A 17,129-nucleotide genomic window follows, 5' to 3' on the forward strand; every position below is an offset into this window, starting at 1 on the left:
CATCGCGCGGCTCCCCGGGCCGGCAAACCCGCCGGGCGTCCCCGGGATGCCGCCGGGAATGGCAGTTGCTCGTGAAACCGTGGACGCGACAGTCCCGAACCCCTACTTTCTGGAGCAAGCGATGGCCAAACTCAAGACTCTTCATGACCTGTTCATCCACGAACTGTCGGACATCTACAGCGCCGAGAAACAACTGACCCGTGCCTTGCCGAAGATGGCGCGCGCCTCCAGCGACCCCCAGTTGGCCGAGGCATTCCGCTCGCACCTGGAAGAAACACAAGGGCAGGTCGAGCGCATCGACCGCATCGTCGAAGCCAGCGACTTCAAGCTCAAGCGCGTGAAGTGCCTCGCCATGGAAGGACTGGTCGAGGAAGGCAAGGAAGTGATCGAAGAAGTGGAAGAAGGCCCCGTGCGCGATGCGGCCCTGATCGCGGCGGCGCAGAAGGTCGAGCACTACGAGATCGCCGGCTACGGCACATTGTGCACCTATGCCAAGCTGCTCGGCCTGAACGACGCCGTGAAACTGCTGAAGGAAACCCTGGCCGAGGAGAAGGGCGCCGACGACAAGCTCGGCGGGCTGGCGGCCGCGCAGACCAACCTCAAGGCTGCCGCGGTCTGATCGGCCCGCCCAGCGCCGGGCCCGCCACGAGCGAACCCGGCATCCAAAGCCGCCCGCCGTTCGCGCGGGCGGCTTTTCGTTGCGGCCCCCGTCCCGAAACGGGCACGCAGCCGCTTGCGGCTACACTTGAGCGCCATTTCGCCTCACATCCCGTTTTTCGATGACTTCCCCTGCATGCGGCCTGGACTTCGGCACGTCTAACTCCACCGTGGGCTGGAGCCGTCCCGGCCAGCCCGCCCTGCTGGCGCTGGAAGATGGCAAGCCCACCCTGCCCTCGGCCATCTTCTTCCACGACGAAGACGACGGCGTCAGCTTTGGCCGCGCCGCCCTGGCCGACTACCTCGAGGGCTACGACGGCCGGCTGATGCGCGCCATGAAGAGCCTGCTGGGCAGTTCGCTGATGGACGGCCATACCGAAGTGCAAGGCCGCGCACTTCCGTTCCGTGTGCTGCTGACCCGCTTCATCGCCGAACTGAAGCGCCGCGCCGAAGCCGCCGCGGGCATGCCCTTCACCCGCGTGGTGCTGGGCCGCCCGGTATTCTTCGTCGACGACAACCCGGCCGCCGACCAACTGGCCCAGGACACCCTGGGCGAGATCGCGCGCAGCGTCGGCTTCGCCGACATCGAGTTCCAGTTCGAACCCCTGGCGGCCGCTTTCGACTACGAGTCGCAGATCGACCGCGAGGAACTGGTGCTGGTCATCGACATCGGCGGGGGTACCTCCGATTTCTCGCTGATCCGCCTGGGCCCGCGGCGCGCAGGCAAGGCCGACCGCCGCGAAGACATCCTGGCGCATGGCGGTGTGCACATCGGCGGATCGGACTTCGACATGCAACTGAGCCTGGCGCGGGTCATGCCGCTGCTGGGCCTGGGCACGCAATTGCGCAGCGGCAAGGACATGCCGTCCACCCCCTACCGCAACCTGGCCTGCTGGCACACCATCAACAACATCTATGCGCGCAAGTCGGTCGATCAACTGGCCACGCTGCGCCTGCAATCCACCGAGCGCGAGAAAGTGGACCTGCTGATGGAAGTGATCAAGCAGCGCGCCGGCCACTGGCTGGCGTACCAGGTGGAAGAGGCCAAGATCGCCATGTCCGAAGCTTCGGAAACGAAGATCGACCTGTCGCGCATCGCCCCGGGACGGCACGTGGACGTGACGCGGCCCGCCTTCGACGACGCCGTCGGGGGTCTGGTCGGCCGCATCGAGACCACCGTGTCGGCGCTGCTGCGCGATGCCGGCGTGCCGCTCGATGCCGTGGACACCGTGTTCTTCACCGGGGGATCGAGCCGCGTGCCGCGCCTGCGCGAAAGCGTCTCGGCGCTGGTGCCGCAGGCCCGCAGCGTCGAAGGCGACCTGTTCGGCAGCATCGGCGCGGGCCTGGCGCTGGATGCGTCGCGCAAGTTCGGCTGACCCCGCAGGGAACCCGGGGTTGCTGAAAGCGCGGGGGCTGCCGCGTCACGCAAGCGCTTGCCATCGCATCTTTTACCCGTGCCATCGCATCTTTTACCCCGTGGCGCCACGCGGCCGGACATCCCCCGCCTGCTAGACTTCCACCTTTACCCGCTGGCGGCCCGCCCCATGACTTCCCTCTCTTTTTCCAGCCTGCCGCTGTCGCCGGCGCAGCTCGGCAACCTCGACAGCCTCGGCTACAAGGAGATGACCGAGATCCAGGCGCAAAGCCTGCCGCTCATCCTCGACGGGCGCGACCTGATCGCGCAGGCCAAGACGGGCAGCGGCAAGACCGCCACGTTCGGGCTGGGCATCATGCACACGCTCGAACCCACGCGCTTCGCCCTGCAGGGCCTGGTGATCTGCCCCACGCGCGAACTGGCCGACCAGGTCGCCCAGGAACTGCGCCGCCTGGCCCGCGCCGAAGCCAACGTGAAGATCCTGACGCTGGCGGGCGGCACGCCCATCCGTCCGCAGGTGGAGTCGCTGCAGCACGGCGCCCACGTCGTGGTCGGCACGCCGGGCCGCCTGATCGACCACCTGGAGCGCGCCACCATCGACCTCGGCGCCCTGCGCACGCTGGTGCTGGACGAGGCCGACCGCATGGTCGACATGGGCTTCTTCGACGACGTGGCCAGCATCGTCGCGGCCTGCCCGAGCAAGCGCCAGACCCTGCTGTTCTCGGCCACCTACCCCGATGACATCCGCAAGAACGCCGCGCGCTTCCTGCGCAACCCCGCAGAGGTCCGCGTCGAGGCGCAGCACGATGCCTCGCGCATCGAACAGCACTTCTTCGAGATCGCGCCCGATGGCCGCAATGCCGCGGTGGCACAGCTGTTGAACCACTACCGCCCCGCGTCCGCGCTGGCCTTCTGCAACACCAAGGCCCAATGCCGCGAACTGGCCGACGACCTGCGCGCGCAGGGCGTCAGCGCCCTGGCGCTGCATGGCGACCTGGAGCAACGCGACCGCGACGAAGTGCTGATCCAGTTCGCCAACCAGAGCTGCGCCGTGCTGGTGGCCACCGACGTGGCCGCGCGCGGCCTGGACATTCCCGCGCTGGGCGCCGTCATCAACGTCGACGTCACGCGCGATCCCGAGGTGCACGTGCACCGCATCGGCCGCACCGGTCGCGGCCAGGAGAACGGCCTGGCGCTGAGCCTGTGCGCCCCGCACGAGATGCAGGCCGCCAACCTCATCGAGCAATACCAGGGCCAGCCGCTGCGCTGGTCCGATCTTCAGAAATTCACGGCCACCGCCAGCACGCCGCTGCGCGCGCCGATGGTCACCATGGTGATCCTGGGCGGCAAGAAGGACAAGCTGCGGCCGGGCGATCTGCTGGGCGCGCTGACCGGCGACGCGGGCCTGGCCAAGGAACAGGTCGGCAAGATCAACGTGGGCGACCAGGTGACGTATGTGGCGCTGGAGCGCGGCATCGCCAAGGCGGCGTGCACGAAGCTCGGCAACGGCAGCATCAAGGGCAAGCGCTTCCGGATGCGGCTGATGCAGGGCTGACCGCGGTTGTTCCCGCCGCGGACACCGGGCAAGGCAGTAGCAGGCGTTCCCTGGCGGGAACGCCTGCCTTCATGCAACCGGGCTACCGGAAAGCATTAATTCGAACCGCCCGTGCGCGGATAACCCGCGGGCGGCGAACCGTTGCCGCCACCGCTGGACGGCGCGCTGCCGCTGCCGGTCGACGACCCCGCACCGCTGTCGTGCGAGCCGCCCATCGAGGACCCCGAGCCGCTGCGATGCTTGGTCGACGAGGTGCCGTCATGCTTCTTCATCGACGAACCGTCATGCTTCATCGACGAACCGTTCATCGACGAATTGCCAGGCGTCGGGCTCGCCGGCGCGGCCGGCTGGACGCCAGCCGGCCTGGGCGCATTCGGCTGGGCCGCGGTCGAATCGTTCGGCGACTTGGAGGGCATGCTGGAATTGCCCGACGATTGGGCCATGGCGGCGCCGCCTAGCGCCATGCCGCCTGCCATCAGGGCCGCGGCCAGTACATTCGTCACAGAGTTGCGGGTTTTCATCGTGGGCTCCTCGCCTCGTTGGATTGAACCCTCTATCAGCACCCCGCGTGCCTGCCCCCCGCGCACCCGGGCAAACAGGTGGCTTATTGCAGGCCGGCACGTCAGTTGAGCAAAAAAACGACGGTATACGGCATCGAACCGGGAAGAATGATGCACGAAAGGCATTTCTTACCATCGTGCGGCTATCATGTCCTCGTTTAGCGATTGGCGCCTTGCCCCCCGATTGCGCACTTCACGGGACGCCATGCTTTCCACCCTGATCTACCGCAGCCGGATCCGGCAACCGTTGCGCGACGAAGCGCTGGACCAACTGATGCTGTCCGCCCGGCAGCGCAACGGCGCCATGCACGTCACCGGCATCCTGCTGTTCGATGGCCGCCATTTCGTGCAGTTGCTCGAAGGCCCCGACGAAGCGCCGCGCCGCCTGTACGAATCCATCCGGCGCGACGCCCGGCATGACAACGTGGTACAGCTATTGCACGACCACGCCCCCATCCGCCGCTTCGAAGGCGACCAGATGGCCATGCTCGATCTACGCAATCAGGGCCCCGAGGGCGTGCTGTCGGCCATTCTCGGAAAAATGCCCAAGGGCAGTCATCTGGCCGGCAGCGACGACCGGGTGCTGAAGATCCTGCAGGAATACGCCAAGGCGCGCTGGACGGACCACATCGTCGAGGGCGACGACGCCGCGAATTGGCGCCTGACCGACACGGGGCCGGCGCCGGCGCAACGCCTGATCCCCGGCCAGGCCTTTCAGTTCGCCCTGCAACCCATCGTCGATCCCCTGCGCCGGGAGATCACCTCGTTCGAGTTCCTGGTCCGCAGCCCTTCAGGCGGGTCGCCCCAGCAGTTGTTCGCCTCCCTCCCCGCCGAGCAGCGTTACCAGGCCGACCTGCAGTCCAAGATCTCCGCCTTCCGCCTGGCGAATCGCCTGGGCATCAAGGACAACGTCAAGTTGTCCGTCAATCTGTTCCCGATGTCCCTGATCAGCATTCCACACGCGGTGGACAGCCTGCTGGAGCAGATCGCGGCAAGCGGGCTCTTGCCCGGCCAGGTCATCGTCGAGATCACCGAAGAAGAGGCCATCTCGTGCCTGGACGCGTTCCGGGCCGCCATCACACGCCTGCGCAAGGCCGGGATCGGCGTGGCCATCGACGACTTCGGCGCGGGCTTCGCGGGACTGTCGCTGCTGGCCGAATTCCAGCCCGACAAGCTCAAGATCGACCGCGGCATCATCCAGGGCATCCACATCGACGGGCCCCGCCAGGCCATCGTGCGCGCCACGCTGCACGCCTGCGCCGCGATGGGCATCACGCCCGTGGCCGAAGGGGTCGAGTCGATCGAGGAGTGGTGCTGGCTGCAGGCGGCCGGCATAAGGCGCTTCCAGGGATACCTGTTCGCCAGGCCGGCCTTGAACTGCATTCCAGGCGTCCAGTGGCCGCAGCGTTGCGCCGTGGCGTAATGCAGTTGCCGTGGCACGCCCCCGGGCGCTGCCGCCTCCAGGGCCGCGGAATGGCCGACAGGCCGCGCCAACCGCCTACGCCGCGGGCCCGGCGCCCTGACGCGACAGCATCTCCGAGATCTTCGCCGCCAGCGCCTCCAGCGCGAAAGGCTTGGTGATCATCGCCATGTTGGTGCCCAGGAATCCCGCCCGGATCGCCGCATTCTCGGCATACCCCGTCACGAACAGGATGGGCAGGTCGGGGCGGTGCTGACGCGCCACCTCGGCCAACTGGCGGCCGTTCATGCCGGGCAGTCCCACGTCGGACACCATCAGGCGGATGGGCACATCCGACCGCAGGATCGCCAACGCGGCCTCGGCCTCGCCGGCCTCCACGGGCCGATACGACAGTTCTTCGAGCACGTCCTTGATCAGCAGCCGCACCGCGGCGTCGTCCTCCACCACCAGCACGTGTTCACCGGCGCCCTGAGGAGGCGCCAGCTCGGCGTGAGCCGCCTTCTGCTCGGACTGCGCCTGCGCGCTGCGCAGATAGATCGACACCGACGTGCCCACCCCGAGTTCGCTATGGATGCGGACCTGCCCGCCGGATTGGCGCGCGAAGCCATACACCATCGACAGGCCCAGGCCCGTGCCCTGGCCCACGGCCTTGGTCGTGAAGAACGGCTCGAAGGCTTTCTCGATGAGTTCCCGGGACATGCCCACGCCGGTATCGGACACCTTCACCACGACGTAGCGCCCCACGTCCAATTCGGGGTTGATCGTCGCGTAATCCGCGCCGATGTCGATGGCATTCGCCTCGACGGTCAGTTGCCCGCCCTCCGGCATCGCGTCACGGGCATTGATGACCAGGTTCAGGATGGCGCTTTCCAGTTGGTTCGCGTCCGCCACCGCGAAGGGCAGGTCCTGCCCCGTCACGATACGCAGGTCGATGCGCTCGCCCAGCGTGCGCCGCAGCAGGTCTTCCAGCGAACGCAGCAGTAGCGCCGCATCCAGCGGCCGCGCATCCAGGGATTGCCGCCGCGAGAAGGCCAGCAGCCGCGCGGTCAGCGTGGCGGCGCGCTGCGCCGACGTCGATGCCGCGTCCATGTAACGCTCCAGGCCATCCATGCGGCCCGCGCTCATGCGGCGGCGCATGATGTCCATGGCGCCGATCACGCCGGTCAGCATGTTGTTGAAGTCGTGGGCGATACCGCCGGTCAACTGCCCCACGGCCTCCATCTTCTGGCTCTGGCGCAGGGCGGCCTCTGCCTGCATCAGGCGGTCCGTGCGCTCCTGCACGCGTTCTTCCAGCGACTCGTTCAGCGAGCGCAGTTCCAGCGCATCCGCCTTGAGCGCCGTGATGTCGATCGCGGTGCCGATGACGCGCACGCACACGCCGTCCTCGTCGAACAGGCCGCGCCCCTTGGCCGCCACCCATCGCACCACGCCATCCGCGGCGACCGTGCGGTATTGCACGTCATAAAAAGCCCGGCGCCCGGGATCGCTGGTCGCCGCATAGGCCTGCCGCGCGACGGGCGCATCCGCGGGATGCATCGCGGCGTGCAGGTCGGCAAGCGACAGCGCTTCCTGATGCGCGATGCCGAGCATCGCCCTCACCCGCGGCGATCCGTCCAGCTTGCCGCTGGCCGGGTCCACGCTCCAGAAACCGATCTCCGCCGCGTCCGCCGCCAGCAGCAGGCGGGCATTGCTTTCGGCCAGCTCCTGCCGCGCGCGATCTCGCTCGAGCAGCCGGTCGCGCATCTCGAACTGCTTGCGGCGCGATCGCAGCGACGAATCGATCGCGCTGAACAGCGACTTGCGGCCCAGCGGCCGCTCGAGCACGATCGCGTTGCTGAACAGGGACCAGAGCTTGGTGTAGGCCAGTTCGACCGACGACGTGCGCGTTCCGCGCGCCGCGGCCAATACGACGAAGGGAATATCCGACCAGTCCTGTTGGCTCGTCAGGGCGGCATGCAACTGATCGGCGCCGGAACGCAAGGCCTCTTCCGTCAGCACCACCACCCCGGCATGCTCGTCCAGGGACGCCGCCAGCGAAGCGAGATCGCCATGGACGACGGCGTGATAGCCATCGCGCAGCAGGAGTTGCGAGACGCTGTCGGCGTCTCGCCCATACGGCGCGCAGATCAATACCTGCCGCCCCTCCGACCCCACGTCAGCCATGGCGTCCCCGGTCTTCCATCAAGGGATCGGGCTGGCCCGTGTACTCGGGCGTGCCGGTCATGACGCCGCGGAAGGCCGTCAGCGGCTCGCCCACGCGAACGCCGTTGGCGTCGATACGCAACTCGCGGATCGCATCCTCGTGGGGGCCGCCCCGGTTCTTCACCACCGAGATCGCCTTGCGCATCCGGCCGCCAGCCTCGAAGAAACGCAACATCAGTACCACATCGGCCACGTACGAGATATTCAGGTTGGTCGACATCGATCCCAATAGACCCTGTTGCGGATTGACGAGAAACGTGACGATGCCCTTCTGGCTGAGATAGGAGAGCAGCTCGTGCATCTGCAGGATCAATTGCTTCTCGTGCTGCATGGCCGCCATGTAGCCGTTCAGGCTGTCGATCACCAGCATCTTGATGCCCCGCTCTTCCACCTCGCGCCGCACGCGCGCGGTGAACTCGCCGGGCGACAGCGCGGCGGGATCGATCTGCTGGACGGACAGGCATCCCTGCTCGACGTAGTGGTCGATGTCCATGTTGAAGGCCTGCGCACGTTTTTGCAACGTGCCGACCCGCTCGTCGAACTCGAAAATGGTGGCGCATTCGCCGCGGTCGCAGGCCGCATGCAGATATTGCAACGCGATCGTGGTCTTGCCCGTGCCGGCCGGACCCGTGATAAGCGTGCTGGTGCCCCGCAGCGGACCGCCGTTTAGCAGTGCATCCAGGGCGGGCACTGCGCTGGAGACCGGGTCGCCCGAATACGGGGCATGGTGATCCGCCGCCACCAGCCGGGGATAGATGTCCAACCCGCCTGTACGGATGGCAAAGTCGTGATAGCCGGCCAGGAAATCCACGCCGCGCAGCTTCTGCACATGCAGACGGCGCCGCGAGGGACCGTAATCCAGCGTCAGGCGTTCGAGCGTGATGACGCCATGGCACAGGCTGTGCAGATCCGAGTCCAACCGTCCGCCCATGCCGGTCATGTCATCGACCAGGATCACCGTGGAATTGCGGCCGGCGAAGAACTGCTTCAAGGCCAGCACCTGCCGGCGGTAACGCATGGGATCGTGCGCCAGCAGGCGCATTTCCGACAGGCTGTCGAACACCACGCGCTGGGGCTGCACCCGATCGACCTCCTGCTGGATCAGCTTGATGGTCTCGCCCAGCTCTATTTCCCAGGGATGAAGAATGGATTGCTCGCGGCTCTGCGCCATTGCCTGGTCGACGGTGCCAAGTTCGAAGATATCGAACTCGTCCACGCTCCAGCCGTGTGATTCGGCCACCATGGCCAGTTCTTCACGCGTCTCGGACAGCGTCACGTACAGGGCACGCTCGCCCTGCCGGACGCCTGCGCGCAGGAACTCCAGCGCCAGGGTCGTCTTGCCGGAACCGGGCGCGCCTTCGAGCAGATACAGATGCCTGGGAGGTAGGCCGCCATTCAGGATCGTGTCCAGTCCGGCATTTCCAATACTGATTTTTCTCATTTGGGCCTCCCTGAAGGATGGTCGGCGCTGAGGGCGCCGTCGCCTGGGCGACAGGCCGACGGTGTGAAACGCTACACAGGGTTGGCCTGATGCCTCTGCGTTACATCCTAGACGGGTTGGCTCTTTTGGGGGCTTGGAAGTGTTAATTCAGGTTACCAGCGATATCAGCGAGGCGTCACGATGCGCGAAATTCGAAAAATATTGCATGAAATTAAACGATGAAGGGCGGAATTTGAAAACCGGCGCATAAGCCGGCATCGCTGCCGCCGACCACGCATCAGGCCCTCAACGAGGCCGGCAGCGCACGCGGCGCCGCCGCTGGAAAGACGTGGTCCAAGCTGCCCGGGTGCCCTGCGGCATCCCGGCAGCGGCACGCGCGAGTATCCGCCAAAAGGGCGGACCTGTGCGTGCAAACTTGCCGATTGATACTGGGCCAGAGTATAAGTATCATACTACCCCATAGTATCCAGGCACGCCCGCGCCTCGCCCTGCACCGCGAGGTGAACGTGGCACGCCACGCACGCCGCCCCCCCCGGGCGGGCCCCTTTCACCAAGGAACTCACCATGAAATCACGCGCAGCAGTCGCCTTCGAGGCCGGCAAACCGCTCCAGATCGTCGAGATCGACGTCGCCCCGCCCAAGAAGGGCGAAGTCATGATCCGCGTCACGCACACCGGCGTGTGCCATACCGACTCCTTCACCCTGTCGGGCGAGGATCCCGAAGGCCTGTTCCCCGTGGTGCTGGGCCATGAAGGCGCGGGCATCGTCGTGGAAGTCGGCGAAGGCGTCACCAGCGTCAAGCCGGGCGACCACGTCATTCCGCTCTACACCGCCGAATGCGGCAAGTGCGATTTCTGCCTGTCCGGCAAGACCAACCTGTGCATCTCCGTGCGCGCCACCCAGGGCAAGGGCGTGATGCCCGACGGCACCTCGCGCTTCTCGTACAACGGCCAGCCGCTGTACCACTACATGGGCTGCTCCACCTTCAGCGAGTACACGGTCGTGGCCGAAGTGTCGCTGGCCAAGATCAATCCCGACGCCAACCCCGAACACGTCTGCCTGCTGGGCTGCGGCGTCACCACCGGCATCGGCGCGGTGCACAACACCGCGAAGGTCCAGGAAGGCGATTCCGTCGCGGTCTTCGGGTTGGGGGGCATCGGCCTGGCGGTGATCCAGGGCGCGCGCCAGGCCAAGGCCGGGCGCATCTTCGCCATCGACACCAATCCCGCCAAGTTCGAGCTGGCCAAGACCTTCGGCGCCACGGACTGCATCAACCCCAAGGACTACGACAAGCCCATCCAGCAGGTGCTGATCGAGATGACCGGCTGGGGCATCGACCACACGTTCGAGTGCATCGGCAACGTCAACGTCATGCGCGCGGCGCTGGAAGCGGCGCACCGCGGCTGGGGCCAGTCGATCGTGATCGGCGTGGCGGGCGCGGGCCAGGAAATCTCCACCCGCCCCTTCCAGTTGGTCACCGGCCGCACGTGGAAGGGCACGGCCTTCGGCGGCGTCAAGGGCCGCTCGCAACTGCCGGGCATGGTCGAGGACGCGATGAAGGGCGACATCGACCTGGCGCCGTTCGTCACGCACACGATGGGGCTGGACGAGATCAACGAAGCCTTCGACCTGATGCATGAAGGCAAGTCGATCCGCTCGGTCATCCACTACGCGTGATCGCTGCCCAGGGGCCCGGCATCGCGCCGGACCCCTGGTCGAACCATCGGAGCGACAGGCAACATGCCATATTCCGCAGAGGACAAGCGGCGAACGATCGTGCGCTTGCGGCGCATCAAGGGCCAGACCGAGGCCCTGGAACGCGCGGTCGAGGAAGGCGTCGATTGCAGCGCCCTGCTGCAGCAGATCGCCGCCCTGCGAGGCGCCGCGAACGGCCTGATGGCCGAGATCCTGCAGACCCACCTGATGGAGCTGTTCGGCTCGACGGGCGAGCCGCGCAGGTCGCTTGAGCCGTCCGATTCCGACGCCGAAATCGAATCGTTGATGAAGACGTTGCGCACCTACCTGAAATAGGCGTGCAGGATGGGCCCGTGCCCCGTGCATTCGCTGTGCGTGGCGGCATTGCAGGGGCACTCGGCCACGACCGCCCGCCCAAGGCTCAGCTTTCCGCGTCGATCTCCGGATCCAAGCCGAGATCGACCGCGCGCAGCAGCCGGCCCAGGTGGCCGCTGCTGGCGAACCCCAATTCCGCGCTGACCCTGGCCAACGGCTCGCCCATCGCGATCCGCTGGCGGGCGGCCTGGGCAAGCAGCCTGCGGCGCAAGGCCACGGGCGACTGCCCATAGACTTCCTGGCAGTCGCGCTGCAGCGTGCGGGTCGACGCCCCCAGCGCGTTGGCCGATTCGGCAATCGCGGGCAACGGTTGCCCGGCTTCCAATCGCGCTTTCAGCAGATCCATCCATTGACGGGACAGCGGCCGCGGCGCTTGGGCAGCGCCGGCCTGCTCGTGAAGCCGCCGGGAGGCGGCGAGCTGGCTGATGAGCGCGGCGACCAGCATGGGCTGGGCAGCCGACGATAACGACGGCTGCCAGAGCGCGTCCAGGATGGCCTGGGCCGCGCCATCCAGCTGGAATACGCCGCCCGCCTGGCAGGCCCGCACCAGTTCGGGGGCCAGATAGAGCTCGCCATGCTGCTGAGAGATGCTGTGGGCGCGGGTGCTGTGCTCGACATAGGACGGCAGCAGCAGCGCCTGGCCTCGAACCAGGCGGCAGCGGCGGCGCGCGCCGTCCTCGTCCCGCCAGGCGCTGTCCAGCGCCCCGGCCCGCGGCCACAGCAGCATGGCGCAATCGTGCTCGTGCCAGTGAAAGGCATAACGCGGCTGGCGGCTGGCCGCGAGGGCAAAACCGGTCCGGGCGATGAGGCCCTGTTTCGAGGACAGCGGGACGGGATGCGTCATGGTCGTGCGGAGGCTTGCCGGGGCCGGCTGGCGTGCGGCGCCGCCGGGGAGCAGCGGCGCATCGGCGCATCGGCGCATCGGCGCAGTATCGATGCACGGCCGATTTCGTGCAAGCCTGCCCACCTGTCGCATACGGGATCAAGCGCTGTCGCGCCATGGTTTGCCGCCGCCCCGGCCGCTGCCTACGATCTGCCCATCGACCAAAAAGGGGAATTCCATGATCCGCGCCCTACCGCTTGCCTTGCTATCCGCCATCGCGCTGGCCCTTCCCGCCGCCAGCGCCTGGGCCGAGCCCGCCTGGCCGGACAAGCCGGTCACCCTGATCGTGCCCTTTCCCGCCGGCGGCGGCACGGATCTCGTGGTCCGCACCCTGCAGCCCGCCCTGGCGCGCCAGTTGCGGCAGACCGTGGTCATCCAGAACGCGGGCGGCGCCGGCGGCACGGTGGGCTCGGGCCAGGCCGCCCGCGCCAAGGCCGATGGCTACACCGCGCTGGCCGTGACGACCAGCACCACCGCGCTGAGCGCCAACCTGTACAAGAACCTGCCGTACGACCCGGCGCAAGACTTCGAATACGCGGGCTTCATCGGCACTTCGCCCTATGTGCTGGCGGCACGCCCCGGCTTGAACGCCGGCACGCTGCCGGCGCTGGTCAGCGCATTGAAGACGCAGGGCAACGGCTCCTACGCCTCGGTGGGCGCCGGCACGGTGTCGCACCTGCTGGGCGAAATGTTCAAGAAGGACAAGCGGCTGGACCTGACGCACATCCCGTACCGGGGCGCCGCTCCCGCCTACACCGACCTGATCGGCGGCCAGGTCGACATCATGTTCGACAACCCGGTGGGCCTGGCGCCCTTCGTGCAAGGCGGCAAGCTGGTCGCCGTGGCCACCACCAGCGCCACGCCCATCCTGCCCGACGTGCCGACCTTCGCTTCCCAGGGCATGCCGACGTACACGCAGTCGCTCTGGTACGGCTTGGCCTTCCCGAAAGGAACGCCGCCCGAGGTCGTGCGGAAGATGAATACCGCCCTGAACACGGTGCTGCGCGACCCGGCCATCGCGGCGGAGCTGGCCGCCAAGGGCGTCGACGTCCGGCCGGACACCGCCCAGGCCCTGACGCAGGCCGTCTCGCACGATCTCGCCTTCTGGGGCGACCTGATCAAGACCACCGGAGTCCAGTTTGACTGATCCTCGCCTCACCCGCCCCGCTCCCAAGCCCTCCGCCCGCAGCGCGGCGCTGCTGCGCGTCTTCGTCGATCCCGCCCGGCCGTCGCACGGCGGCAATCCGGTGCCGCTGGTGCTGGACGCGCGCGGCATGGCCGCCAGCGACATGCAGGCCCTGGCGGCCAGGTACGGCCATGAGTCCGCCTTCGTATTTCCGGCCGAGACCGAGGGCCATCTGCGCCGGCTGCGTTTTTTCGTGCCGGCCCATGAGATGGAGATGTGCGGCCACGCCACGGTGGGCGCCCTCTGGGCGCTGCGGCAGTGGAGGCAATGGACGACGCCGCAGGCCCGCGTCCAGACGCTGAGCGGCCACGTCGACATCGAATGGGACGACGCGGCCGGCCGCGCCTGGATCTCGCAGCCCGCCGTGACCACGTCCGGACTGACGGCCGAGCAATGCCGCGCGATCGCCCACGTGCTGCGCATCGATCCGGACCTGCCTGGGCTGGACATGGTCAACGCCAGCACCAGCCGGGTAAAGACATTGGTACGGCTGCCGAGCGTGGCCGCGCTCGATGCCCTGAGGCCGGACTTCGACGCCATGCGCGCGCTGTGCGAAGCCATCGGCTCGACGGGGCTCTATCCCTACGCATTGGCTGACGGCGGCGCCTGCGCGCGGCAGTTTCCCAAAGCCTCCGGCTACCCCGAGGATGCCGCCACCGGCATCGCCGCGGCCGCGCTGTGGGGATACCTGAGCGAGACCGGCCATGTCCCGGCCGACGGCATCTTCACGGTACGACAGGGCGTGGCCATGGGTTCGCCATCGGCGATCCAGCTGCGTCCGCGCGGCGATGGCTCGGGCTGCTGGCTGAGCGGAGAAACGCAATGGCTGACGTGAACCGCCAGGATGTATTCGCGTCGCGGCTCGCGGCGGCGGGATGGCTTCTGCCCGAGGCGCCGCGCCCGCGGGGCAGCTATGCGCCGTTTCATCGGGCGGCCTCCGAGGGCGCCGATCTGGTCTGCATCAGCGGCCAGGCCAGCCGCCATGATGGCGCGCCCATCGTCGGGGTATGCGAACCAGGCATGGATCTCGACGCGGCCAGGGCCGCCAGCGCGCAGGCCGCGCTGAGCGGGCTGGCGGCGTTGCGGCAGGCCTGCGATGGCGACCTCGGCCGCGTTCGCGGCATCCTGCAACTGCGCGGCTACCTGCGCAGCGAGCCGGATTTCGGTGAGCACAGCGCGGTGCTGGATGGCGCGTCGAAGGTGCTCGAGATCGCGTTTCCGGACATGCGCCGCCCGGCGCGCAGCGCGGTGGGCGTGACCAGCCTGCCTGGACGCTGCTGGGCCGAAGTCGAGATCATCGCGCTGGTGGAAAACAGCTAGACGGGGCGTGCCTGGCCCGGCATGCGCCACCACGGGCGACAGACGTCGACACGCGCGCGATCAGGCCGGCTCGAATACCGAGGGCTGGTTCGCGAGATACCAGGACACCGTTCGCGAGACCGGAAGTTGCCGTATCTCTTCAAGGTGGAAATAAGCCGCCCCCGCCCCTTCCTGGACACGAAAGTCGCCCCACTCGACCGCGCGGCGCAGCAGCATCAGGGGCGCCTCCTGGCCGTCGCTGCCCTTGCGCCGGCCGATCTCGGTGAAGTCGGCGGGATGCGCGGCGATCCCCAGCTCTTCCTCCAGTTCGCGCAAGGCCGTATGCATGGGGTCCGTATCGCCGGGCTCCACCGCGCCGCCCCAGAAACTCCACGTGAGCGGGCCGACGGGCGCTGCACCGTCGCGCATCTGCAGAAGCGCGCGGCCCACACGGTCGCGGACAAGAATATTGACGGTGGTGATCATCGGCGGCCTCCTGAGAAACAGGCTTCATTGTAGGGGTGACGGCACCGCGCCGATGCCGTCATGAAGCCCCCGTTGGATCGATCAGTTCGCCTTCTCGTCCAGGCCTTTGTAGCCCTGCATGTAGCCGCGGCCCGAGCAGCGCACCATGGCCACGCAGCTCTGGCCGCCGGTCTTGGCGTTGCAGACGGCACGAGACTGGTTGCGCGCCGTGTCGGGATCGGGATCCAGCGCGGTGAAACTGGTGCCCCGGCCCTTCGCCCCCTTTTGCCAGGCCAGTCCCACGCAACTGTTCTGGTAAGTCAGCACCTTGGTGCAACCCTTGCAGTCTTCCCAGCCCAGGAGCTGCTCGACCGCTTCGTTCTCGGAGGGATACTGATCACCGTACAGCAGGCCGCCTGACTCGTTCTCCGCGATGACGCCCCAATAGGCACGCTTGTCGAGCCTGGCGGACAGCGCCTCACGCGCCTCGGCCGACGCGCGCAGCGCGGACTGGGCACGGTGCTCGGCGGCGTAACCCGGTCCCACGCACACAGGCAGCGTGGTGACCCGGCAGCCGCCATCCGCGCTGTCGGCCGTGCAGCGGCGGATGGCCATCTTGGCTGCGACCTCGGGCGACACGCTGTTGCCCGGGAACAGCGTATCGCGCGAGTTGCGGGCATACACGAGGCAACTGTCGGTGAACCATCCCAGCTTCACGCAGCCCTTGCCGCCTTTCGCCTTGCACTGGGCCACGGCGGCGGCCTCGGCCTGCTTGCTGGACGCCTGCGAAGTCACCCAGTAGACGTTGGTGTTCTTCTCGTCGGTGGCGGCGCCCGCGTAGGCTTTGCCCGTGCCCTGCGCGAATACCGGGCCGGTGCCCGCCACCAGCACCAGGGCGGCCAGGCCGAAACGAAGCAAAGGCAAAAGGCGTGCAAGCATCATCATGTCATGGAGAATGGGAAGCGGCGCGAGCCATGCGGCGCCAGGCCAGCCCGACGCGCCACGAAAGGTGAGGCGTCCGGCGGGAAGCGGCACGATGTTATCAACGGGGGTGCGTGCGGGGCGTGCCACGCCAGGGCGCACCGCACCCATTGCGTAACAAAACATCTGCCATCGACGGGCCTGGCCCGGCGGCGGGCACCTCCCCACGTTTGCCGTGAAATCGTGGGCTTACGACGCACCGAAGCTGCGGCCCGTGGCCGATGGGCACAGGCCACGGCTTCACGAAACGACACAATTTTCTGGGAACCCTTCCCGTCAGTCCCGGCATGATGGCGCCGCCATTCACACCTTGCGACGGGAAGGAGCGCCATGAACATCCTGCGACACTTTGCCAACACCGCGCCGAGGCACGGGCTGCTGGCGCTCGTCGCCGGCCTGGCGCTTTCGCTTGCCGGTTGTGCCCCGACGGGGGGCAGCTCCATGTTGCCCTCGTTGACGAACGGCTTCTCGCTGTCGCCCAACGTCAACGTGGCGCGCAACATGAAAGGCCGCTCGATCGACGACGCCATCACGGCGTTGGGCGAACCCTCGCGCACGCGCGCAGTGGGCAACGACATCATGGAACTGGAGTGGTCCGACTACCAGACCGCGCCGTATACCGAGTGGGTCAGCACGGGCAGCAGCCAGCAGGTGGTGGGCATGATTCCCGGCTCCAACACGTCGGCGCCCACGCCGGTCTTCCAGACCACGAACCACGGCTACATGGAAAACCGCACGCGGGTCTATGAGTGCAAGGTCGTGATGCGCATGCAGAACAGCATCGTCATCGACACGCAGGTCGATGGGAACGTCTGCCCCGAGTTCATCAGCGCGTTGCGCGGCTGGGCCGGCGAGAAGGAAGAGAAGAACTACAAGAACTGAATGCTGCGCCGGCAGGCGCTTCGCATGCCGGCACATGGCGCAAGGACGGCCGCGTGCACAATGCCGCTGGCCGCGGCGGCCCCTGGAGGCCGCCGTGACAGGCGCCCCGCCTATGCGTGCTACCGTAACCGGCAGTCGCAATAGCCAAAATCC

At 67.6% G+C, this 17,129-nt stretch carries 16 protein-coding genes; 10 read left to right on the forward strand and 6 right to left on the reverse strand.

The features are described 5' to 3' along the window. Positions 1–121 precede the first annotated feature (121 nt). The 3 genes from A6745_RS12680 to dbpA all read left to right on the forward strand — a co-directional run bounded on the left by A6745_RS12680 (position 122) and on the right by dbpA (position 3,587). Positions 122–619: a YciE/YciF ferroxidase family protein gene (locus A6745_RS12680; RefSeq protein ID WP_066127561.1), complete on the forward strand. Its 498-nt coding sequence runs from the start codon at positions 122–124 to the stop codon at positions 617–619. 160 nt (positions 620–779) lie between these two features. Next, positions 780–2,033: an Hsp70 family protein gene (locus A6745_RS12685; RefSeq protein WP_066127564.1), complete on the forward strand. Its 1,254-nt coding sequence runs from the start codon at positions 780–782 to the stop codon at positions 2,031–2,033. 168 nt (positions 2,034–2,201) lie between these two features. Then, on the forward strand, positions 2,202–3,587 hold the full coding sequence (gene dbpA, locus A6745_RS12690) for an ATP-dependent RNA helicase DbpA (protein ID WP_066127566.1): 1,386 nt from the start codon (positions 2,202–2,204) through the stop codon (positions 3,585–3,587). A 95-nt stretch (positions 3,588–3,682) separates the two neighbouring features. Here dbpA and A6745_RS12695 read toward each other — a convergent pair whose 3' ends face one another. Beyond that, positions 3,683–4,108, reverse strand: a complete 426-nt coding sequence (locus tag A6745_RS12695; protein ID WP_066127568.1) for a hypothetical protein — start codon at positions 4,106–4,108, stop codon at positions 3,683–3,685. A 244-nt stretch (positions 4,109–4,352) separates the two neighbouring features. On the opposite strand from A6745_RS12695, the gene A6745_RS12700 reads away from it, so the two are divergent. Then, complete coding sequence (locus A6745_RS12700) at positions 4,353–5,570, forward strand: diguanylate phosphodiesterase (protein WP_066127570.1); 1,218 nt, start codon at positions 4,353–4,355, stop codon at positions 5,568–5,570. A 75-nt stretch (positions 5,571–5,645) separates the two neighbouring features. Here A6745_RS12700 and A6745_RS12705 read toward each other — a convergent pair whose 3' ends face one another. Continuing rightward, positions 5,646–7,730: a PAS domain-containing hybrid sensor histidine kinase/response regulator gene (locus A6745_RS12705; protein WP_066127572.1), complete on the reverse strand. Its 2,085-nt coding sequence runs from the start codon at positions 7,728–7,730 to the stop codon at positions 5,646–5,648. Beyond that, the gene (locus A6745_RS12710; protein ID WP_066127574.1) at positions 7,723–9,210 is read right to left on the reverse strand and encodes an ATPase domain-containing protein; all 1,488 of its coding nucleotides are present in this window, start codon (positions 9,208–9,210) and stop codon (positions 7,723–7,725) included. The genes A6745_RS12705 and A6745_RS12710 overlap by 8 nt, the downstream gene beginning before the upstream one ends. Positions 9,211–9,774: 564 nt before the next feature. Between A6745_RS12710 and A6745_RS12715 the strand changes: the two genes are divergently transcribed. After that, positions 9,775–10,887 (forward strand): S-(hydroxymethyl)glutathione dehydrogenase/class III alcohol dehydrogenase, encoded by a 1,113-nt coding sequence (locus tag A6745_RS12715; protein WP_066127576.1) that lies wholly within the window; start codon positions 9,775–9,777, stop codon positions 10,885–10,887. Between the two features lie 63 nt (positions 10,888–10,950). Next, on the forward strand, positions 10,951–11,241 hold the full coding sequence (locus tag A6745_RS12720; protein WP_066127578.1) for a metal/formaldehyde-sensitive transcriptional repressor: 291 nt from the start codon (positions 10,951–10,953) through the stop codon (positions 11,239–11,241). 85 nt (positions 11,242–11,326) lie between these two features. Here A6745_RS12720 and A6745_RS12725 read toward each other — a convergent pair whose 3' ends face one another. Next, complete coding sequence (locus A6745_RS12725) at positions 11,327–12,124, reverse strand: AraC family transcriptional regulator (RefSeq protein WP_066128811.1); 798 nt, start codon at positions 12,122–12,124, stop codon at positions 11,327–11,329. 217 nt (positions 12,125–12,341) lie between these two features. Here A6745_RS12725 and A6745_RS12730 point away from each other — a divergent pair, with 217 nt between their 5' ends. The 3 genes from A6745_RS12730 to A6745_RS12740 are packed head-to-tail and all read left to right on the forward strand — an operon-like array spanning position 12,342 to position 14,669. Next, complete coding sequence (locus tag A6745_RS12730; RefSeq protein ID WP_066127580.1) at positions 12,342–13,310, forward strand: tripartite tricarboxylate transporter substrate-binding protein; 969 nt, start codon at positions 12,342–12,344, stop codon at positions 13,308–13,310. Then, positions 13,303–14,184, forward strand: a complete 882-nt coding sequence (locus tag A6745_RS12735) for a PhzF family phenazine biosynthesis protein (protein WP_066127582.1) — start codon at positions 13,303–13,305, stop codon at positions 14,182–14,184. The genes A6745_RS12730 and A6745_RS12735 overlap by 8 nt, the downstream gene beginning before the upstream one ends. Continuing rightward, on the forward strand, positions 14,172–14,669 hold the full coding sequence (locus A6745_RS12740; RefSeq protein ID WP_066127584.1) for a RidA family protein: 498 nt from the start codon (positions 14,172–14,174) through the stop codon (positions 14,667–14,669). The genes A6745_RS12735 and A6745_RS12740 overlap by 13 nt, the downstream gene beginning before the upstream one ends. Positions 14,670–14,729: 60 nt before the next feature. Here the strand turns inward: A6745_RS12740 and A6745_RS12745 are convergent, their stop codons facing one another. Together A6745_RS12745 and A6745_RS12750 are read right to left on the reverse strand one after the other, a co-directional pair. Beyond that, positions 14,730–15,134, reverse strand: a complete 405-nt coding sequence (locus A6745_RS12745; RefSeq protein ID WP_066127587.1) for an NUDIX domain-containing protein — start codon at positions 15,132–15,134, stop codon at positions 14,730–14,732. Between the two features lie 81 nt (positions 15,135–15,215). Next, positions 15,216–16,037: a DUF4189 domain-containing protein gene (locus A6745_RS12750; RefSeq protein WP_231885989.1), complete on the reverse strand. Its 822-nt coding sequence runs from the start codon at positions 16,035–16,037 to the stop codon at positions 15,216–15,218. A 387-nt stretch (positions 16,038–16,424) separates the two neighbouring features. Between A6745_RS12750 and A6745_RS12755 the strand changes: the two genes are divergently transcribed. Next, positions 16,425–16,976, forward strand: a complete 552-nt coding sequence (locus A6745_RS12755; RefSeq protein ID WP_066127588.1) for a hypothetical protein — start codon at positions 16,425–16,427, stop codon at positions 16,974–16,976. Positions 16,977–17,129: the final 153 nt, after the last annotated feature.

Origin of the sequence: Bordetella ansorpii (genome assembly GCF_900078705.1) — a bacterium.
Classification (GTDB): domain Bacteria; phylum Pseudomonadota; class Gammaproteobacteria; order Burkholderiales; family Burkholderiaceae_B; genus Bordetella; species Bordetella ansorpii_A.

Excerpts from the sequence above, each read along its gene's own strand:
- A6745_RS12680 (WP_066127561.1), top strand. The coding sequence starts at position 122 with ATGGCCAAACTCAAGACTCTTCATGACCTGTTCATCCACGAACTGTCG.
- A6745_RS12685 (WP_066127564.1), top strand. The coding sequence starts at position 780 with ATGACTTCCCCTGCATGCGGCCTGGACTTCGGCACGTCTAACTCCACC.
- dbpA (WP_066127566.1), top strand. The coding sequence starts at position 2,202 with ATGACTTCCCTCTCTTTTTCCAGCCTGCCGCTGTCGCCGGCGCAGCTC.
- A6745_RS12695 (WP_066127568.1), bottom strand. The coding sequence starts at position 4,108 with ATGAAAACCCGCAACTCTGTGACGAATGTACTGGCCGCGGCCCTGATG.
- A6745_RS12700 (WP_066127570.1), top strand. The coding sequence starts at position 4,353 with ATGCTTTCCACCCTGATCTACCGCAGCCGGATCCGGCAACCGTTGCGC.
- A6745_RS12705 (WP_066127572.1), bottom strand. The coding sequence starts at position 7,730 with ATGGCTGACGTGGGGTCGGAGGGGCGGCAGGTATTGATCTGCGCGCCG.
- A6745_RS12710 (WP_066127574.1), bottom strand. The coding sequence starts at position 9,210 with ATGAGAAAAATCAGTATTGGAAATGCCGGACTGGACACGATCCTGAAT.
- A6745_RS12715 (WP_066127576.1), top strand. The coding sequence starts at position 9,775 with ATGAAATCACGCGCAGCAGTCGCCTTCGAGGCCGGCAAACCGCTCCAG.
- A6745_RS12720 (WP_066127578.1), top strand. The coding sequence starts at position 10,951 with ATGCCATATTCCGCAGAGGACAAGCGGCGAACGATCGTGCGCTTGCGG.
- A6745_RS12725 (WP_066128811.1), bottom strand. The coding sequence starts at position 12,124 with ATGACGCATCCCGTCCCGCTGTCCTCGAAACAGGGCCTCATCGCCCGG.
- A6745_RS12730 (WP_066127580.1), top strand. The coding sequence starts at position 12,342 with ATGATCCGCGCCCTACCGCTTGCCTTGCTATCCGCCATCGCGCTGGCC.
- A6745_RS12740 (WP_066127584.1), top strand. The coding sequence starts at position 14,172 with ATGGCTGACGTGAACCGCCAGGATGTATTCGCGTCGCGGCTCGCGGCG.
- A6745_RS12745 (WP_066127587.1), bottom strand. The coding sequence starts at position 15,134 with ATGATCACCACCGTCAATATTCTTGTCCGCGACCGTGTGGGCCGCGCG.
- A6745_RS12755 (WP_066127588.1), top strand. The coding sequence starts at position 16,425 with ATGAACATCCTGCGACACTTTGCCAACACCGCGCCGAGGCACGGGCTG.